This window comes from Bartonella sp. AA1HLJMS (assembly GCF_042197445.1).
Classification (GTDB): domain Bacteria; phylum Pseudomonadota; class Alphaproteobacteria; order Rhizobiales; family Rhizobiaceae; genus Bartonella.
This window is the reverse complement of the sequence record NZ_JBHIRW010000080.1, coordinates 1-3,754: the sequence shown is the minus strand read 5'-3', so window position 1 is coordinate 3,754 and position 3,754 is coordinate 1. Positions and strand designations below refer to the sequence as shown.

Genomic DNA, 3,754 nt, shown 5'->3' with positions numbered 1-3,754 from the left:
TCCAAAAAATAAATGGTAAATGCTTTAACGTATAAACGATTTTTGGGAACGGAATATTTGCATCATTTGTTTGTAAAGCAGCATATTTAGGTAAAAAAATAAAAAAAACACAATATATTGATTTTTTTTGTTGACAATATGTGAAAAGTCGTATTTAATGACGCTGCTGTACTGGTCGAATTGCGTCCAAAATTCAAAAATATCCCCTAAAAATTTAGTAAAATGTGATCTTGAAACGTGGCTAGAAAGCCCTGTTTTCTGGGTAATTCTGACTAATCTATTTTTCAAATAACAAAAATCAATAATTGACTAATGATGTCATTAATTATGACGCAAAAGGAGCAATGATGAAAGCTGTCATCACTAAGCCAATGTGTGTTGTTGGAGACAATAAAAGCACTGTTCGCTTTGAACCATCAACACCCAATAATCCATTTGTTGAAGTTTCTAATCAAGTCTACGCACGTCTCAAGCGCGCCAATGCTGCAAAACTTTTTGTTGACGTCAAGACAACAGCAAAAACAGATAAGGCAATTGAACAAATTAAACAGATAGAACAAGAAGCCGTACAAACATCGTCTGAACCAGTGACAGAGGAAATTCCACTCGAACAGCCAAAAGCATCTAAAGCTTCCAAGTCACCTACCCCAAAAAAGGCTTAGAAGTTGAAGTTAATCATCCACCAAAAATGGTATCTTCAACAGGCAAAAGATACCTTCACAAGCCTTCAAGCCCCTCGCCTTAATTGGGCTTTGCGTAATGCTCTAAACACCGCAGCAAAACAAGTTGAACGCTTTACTGAAAAGCAAGTTGCTGACATCTCATCAGCCCAAATAAAGCGTATAAGAAGAGGTGTTTATATTAAAGAAAAGGCGACAGCAAGGTTTCTTGAGACAGATATCATTGATTTTGGAACACCAATACCTCTTAAATTTTTTAAAGTAAACGAAACAAAACGCGGCGTAACTTACACACTGTTTGGAAAGAAAGAAATCTTACCCCATGGTTTTATCAAGGGAGGCAGTTTTCCAAAGCGTGTTGAATTAAAAAAGCTGAATGGGAATGTGTTTCAAAGAGCGGATGGAGATAAATTTCCCATTGCAAAACAAGAGGGACCTTCAATTGCTGGGGTGATGTCCAAACCAGAGATTGCAAGTGCTATTGCACAATATGCCAATGAAAGATTAACCAAAAACATACAGAGACAACTTTCTCGTCAAGAATACGCTGCTAATAAAAAAGGCTAGATCATGTTCTCAAGCTTTATCTATATATTCCATATTCTTATGAGTTTAGGCATTAAATATTCTTATTGCAATTTTAAAAACAGATTATCACTTATGCTTTGTTTTTTTCATAAAAAAATCAATAAAATCAACTCAAAAGGTACTTCCCAGTGGGTTGGCTTCGTTGCGGGGCAGGCGAGCGCGAACTATCGCTAGCGACAGAATTTTCAAATTGACTGTACATTGTACACTTAACTCATTGATAAATAATGATTTCAGTGTGTGTACTGTACAGTACGCGATTATTTTTAGATAAAAATTATTTTTATTCTTGACATTGTTGCGTTTATATATATTTCCGAATCAGGTGCCTGAAAACACCTTAAAACATCTAGCGGATTGATTGCCGAAATAATCGATCTTCTGTGCATTGCAAAGGCTTTGACTCATTATATGCGACAAGTGTATAATGACCTCATCGGGTGTAGTTACGCTATACAATACCCTTATGGGGAAAGCGTAACGACGGACTAGATGCCGTGTTTTCAGCACCCGATACCTTTTAAAGGTATCAATGAAAACCTCTAACATCTAGGAGTTCATAATGAACACTCTTATAAAAATTACAGAAAGTGTTGCTAATAGTGTTACCACTCAGACTATGTCGAGTCGTGAAATTGCGGGGGTATGTAGTAAGAAGCATAAAAATGTTATGCGAGACATTAAACAAATATTTAGCGAGCTCAAATTTGAGCCGGCTAAGTTTTTAAGCAGTTATATTGATGAACAAGGAAAAACACGCCCTTGTTATAATTTACCCAAACGTGAATGTTTAATTCTTGTTTCTGGTTACAGCACTGCTTTACGAGCCAAAATCATTGACCGCTGGCAAGAATTGGAAAAACAGGTAGCCACACCACAAGTTGACTACTCTAAACCGGAGGCATTACTTGGTGTTTTGAATCACTTACAAAGTCAAATAGAGCAGAAAGATCATGTTATTGCAGAATTAGCACCAAAAGCAGAAGCGCTTGAAGGCTTAAAGCGTTCTGAGGGGGCTATGTGTGGCATCTTATTGTTTTTTATTCACGAGTAGTTGTTCAAGGAGCTTTTTGAGATCTTCTGAATTCATTGCCAGCAGGTGATTTAATGTAACGGTAGTGCGGACAGAATCTTCTAAACGAGCAAGAATTTCCCCCGTAAGGCTACGATGATTTGCCTCAGCAAGCTCTTCCAATTGATTTTTCAGTTCAATTGGAATGAGAAATTTAAATTGCACACGATCTTTTTTTGTCATGCACCTAAAATATACCTAAAATACACTTGACACAAGGTACCTTTATGGTACTAAATATGTGCATATGGAGGTAAAATGAAAACGATCCAATATAAAATAAATATGCCACATACATTAAAGGAGTGGTTGTTTAATCGGGCGACTGAGAATGATCGCTCTCTTTCATCTGAAATAATTAACATTCTCAAAAAAGAAAAAGCGCTAGAGCATAAGTCCGCAAAAACTCTCTCTAACGCTTTACATCTAACTAACCTGAAAGAGGTCAATTACAATGAATAATAGCACATACTTACCTATCAATAAAGACAAATTAATCAAATTACGAGAAGTCGAAAACGAGCCTCGTGTTCGCGATGTGGATTTAGCAGAAAAATTAGGGTTTGTTCGTACACGTGACGTTAGAAAATTAATTACAAGAAATATGCAAGAAATAGAACGGTTTGGGAGGTGCGCCACTGTGGCGCACGTAATAAAGGGCAATAACGTAACAGAATATTGGCTTAACGAAGAGCAGACGTTATTGATTGCGACATTATCGAATACAGAAAAATCTTCTCAAGTCCGTTATATGCTTATTAAATTATTTGTTGCATGGCGTAGGGGCGAGATAAAGCAATCCTATGTTCAATCGATTGACTACTCCAGTCCAGCAGTAATGCTTGGTGTCTTAACGCATTTAAAAGATGAAAACGAGCGGAAAGACAATATCATTGCTAAATTAGCTCCAAAAGCAGAGGCTTTGGAAGGTTTAAAACGCTCTGATGGTTTGTTTGGTTTGATAGAAGCAGCAAAGATGTTGGAAGTAAGACCAAAGGATTTAACTGATTACTTGCGTAAACATGATTGGGTGTATCGGCGTGCTCCAGGGGCGCCACTGTTACCTTATCAGGACAAGATCAAGAAAGGATTTATGGATTGTCCTGCTATTACCATTCAAAGACCTGATGGTACAGAAAAAGTGCTCCCTTCAACAAAAATTACATCCAGAGGATTGGCATGTTTGAGAGAACAAATCCATGGAGGTGTACAATGAACACCAGTATCGACTTCTTATGCGATTTATGGATAGCTTTATATCAGTTTGTCAATTGTGAATACGTAGATGACAAAGATTGTAGTGACTTGGTTGACATCATGAGCATAGTAGAAAAAGCTTTGATTTTAAAACTTCAAGATGAAATTCCAAATATTACAAAGATTCTAGCAGTTTTAACGGATTTTGGAGATTCAG

General features: G+C 36.9%; 6 protein-coding genes and 1 pseudogene. 6 read left to right on the top strand and 1 reads right to left on the bottom strand.

Going from position 1 to position 3,754, the window contains the following annotated elements; all coding sequences use genetic code 11:
* The first annotated feature begins 347 nt into the window (after nt 1-347).
* The 3 genes and pseudogenes from ACFIQE_RS09040 to ACFIQE_RS09030 form a co-directional block, all read left to right on the top strand.
* Nucleotides 348-662: a hypothetical protein gene (locus ACFIQE_RS09040; RefSeq protein WP_273790330.1), complete on the top strand. Its 315-nt coding sequence runs from the start codon at nt 348-350 to the stop codon at nt 660-662.
* A gap of 3 nt (nt 663-665) precedes the next feature.
* Nucleotides 666-1,247, top strand: coding sequence for a hypothetical protein (locus ACFIQE_RS09035; RefSeq protein ID WP_375707581.1), 582 nt, complete (start codon nt 666-668; stop codon nt 1,245-1,247).
* A gap of 583 nt (nt 1,248-1,830) precedes the next feature.
* A pseudogene (locus ACFIQE_RS09030) lies at nt 1,831-2,283 on the top strand (Rha family transcriptional regulator); the annotation flags it as partial.
* A gap of 15 nt (nt 2,284-2,298) precedes the next feature.
* Here ACFIQE_RS09030 and ACFIQE_RS09025 read toward each other — a convergent pair.
* A complete protein-coding gene (locus ACFIQE_RS09025; protein ID WP_375612370.1) occupies nt 2,299-2,523 on the bottom strand; it encodes an Arc family DNA-binding protein in 225 nt (74 codons plus the stop codon).
* Between the two features lie 75 nt (nt 2,524-2,598).
* On the opposite strand from ACFIQE_RS09025, the gene ACFIQE_RS09020 reads away from it, so the two are divergent.
* The 3 genes from ACFIQE_RS09020 to ACFIQE_RS09010 all read left to right on the top strand — a co-directional run.
* Entirely contained in the window at nt 2,599-2,802 is a 204-nt protein-coding gene (locus ACFIQE_RS09020; protein WP_004859798.1) for an Arc family DNA-binding protein, read from the top strand.
* Complete coding sequence (locus ACFIQE_RS09015) at nt 2,795-3,556, top strand: phage antirepressor KilAC domain-containing protein (protein WP_375621793.1); 762 nt, start codon at nt 2,795-2,797, stop codon at nt 3,554-3,556. Before ACFIQE_RS09020 ends, ACFIQE_RS09015 begins: the two co-directional genes overlap by 8 nt.
* Nucleotides 3,553-3,754, top strand: a 202-nt coding sequence (locus ACFIQE_RS09010) for a hypothetical protein (RefSeq protein ID WP_375707580.1), incomplete at its 3' end; no start/stop codon positions are given. The genes ACFIQE_RS09015 and ACFIQE_RS09010, both read left to right, overlap by 4 nt.

Bases quoted from the DNA above. Each gene is read 5' to 3' on its own strand.
- ACFIQE_RS09040 (WP_273790330.1), top strand. From the start codon at position 348: ATGAAAGCTGTCATCACTAAGCCAATGTGTGTTGTTGGAGACAATAAA.
- ACFIQE_RS09025 (WP_375612370.1), bottom strand. From the start codon at position 2,523: ATGACAAAAAAAGATCGTGTGCAATTTAAATTTCTCATTCCAATTGAA.
- ACFIQE_RS09020 (WP_004859798.1), top strand. From the start codon at position 2,599: ATGAAAACGATCCAATATAAAATAAATATGCCACATACATTAAAGGAG.
- ACFIQE_RS09015 (WP_375621793.1), top strand. From the start codon at position 2,795: ATGAATAATAGCACATACTTACCTATCAATAAAGACAAATTAATCAAA.